Consider the following 1,369-nt stretch of genomic DNA (forward strand, 5'->3'; position numbering starts at 1 on the left):
GGGTCGATGTAGAGTATGTATGATTAAGTCTAATAGTTGTTGCGCGAGAAACTGAGACTCTGTAGAGGATAATGTAAAGTTAGTGGCAAGGTGCAGAGCATGATTGATTTGATGATTAAGTAGTCTGCCCGAGCCTTGTTCAGTAGTAATGGCCTGAGCAAAATACTGCTCTATTAAACGCTGATGGTTTTCTAGTCTGGCTATCGGTACTTTTAAGACTTGTAGCTTTACCGTTTCGGTATGATAAAATTGATAAGGTTGGTGAGATAGCTCAATAAAGAACTGACCAGGGTGACAAGTTAATAACCGTTTTTGTTGTTCAAAGCACACTGAGCCATTCAGTGGAAACGTAAGCAAAATACTATCGCAAGCCTTGGATACATCCTGTCCACTACGTTGATAATGTACAGAATCCGCGATATAGCCTGAGACACCCATTTGGGTTAGGATGGCTTGTTGAAGTTGACCTGTGAACTGGTTGGGGTTTTTAACTTGTACCTTTAAGTCAAAATAGGTATCACTAATTGCGTTTTGCCAGCCATCAGCATTTAGTAAAGGCTTGATTGGTTTTTGAGTGCTACTGGTGTTATCTATATGCTCATAGAGTTTTTTGCTTATGCCTTGACTATGTTCCATTTGCATTCATCCTTAAATGCTAGGTAATAAGTTTACAGCTCTTTATTCTCTCCACTTGGTTTTCAGATTTATCTTAACAAAAACGATAAATACCCTTCTCCCATAAAGAGAGAAAGGCTGAAATAGTTATGACTATTATATCCACATTATTGAATTTTGCTCAACTTGTATGTTCCAGATTGATGCAAATCAGCTTGCCAATTAGGTTTAACCACAATAGTTGTGGTTGGCTCTTCAATCAAAGCTGGACCGGTAACAACCGCTCCTGCACCCAGTTTATTGCCATCATAAATAGGGGTTTGCATCCATTGATAAGTATGGTCATGTATCATCTTGCGCTCATCCACTTTAGCGCTCTCCACCGATCCAACTTGAGTATCTAGGGTAGGTAGCTCAGGTTTGTTGACTTTCCCAATGATTGAAACTTCTACATTGACAAGCTCTACAGCACTGTCTCGTTCATCATAAGTATACAATTCTTTATGACGCTTGTGGAAGGCTTGTAGGATATCTTCGGCTGCATTACTATCTATGTTGCCGTTTGGCACGATGACATTGCATTCATGGACTTGTCCAACGTAGCGCATCTCCATAGCGCGTTCAATTTCTATATCTTCGTCACTAAATCCATCTTCTTTAAGCTTTGCAATACCGTCTTGCTCAAGCCTTGTAAGGGTATCGTTTAATGTTTCTAGCTCAGCATCTGCAGACATAATCATAATTTGAGTGGCTA

The 1,369-nt window shown here is 39.9% G+C and carries 2 protein-coding genes; both read right to left on the minus strand.

The window, feature by feature from the left end:
• The coding region (locus ACS8FD_RS14630) for a cupin domain-containing protein (protein ID WP_439276391.1) at positions 1–636 on the minus strand (636 nt) is incomplete at its 3' end.
• Between the two features lie 146 nt (positions 637–782).
• Positions 783–1,369, minus strand: a 587-nt coding sequence (locus tag ACS8FD_RS14635; protein ID WP_439276392.1) for a hydantoinase/oxoprolinase family protein, incomplete at its 5' end; no start/stop codon positions are given.

The sequence above is a fragment of the Psychrobacter sp. 1U2 genome, assembly GCF_051847575.1.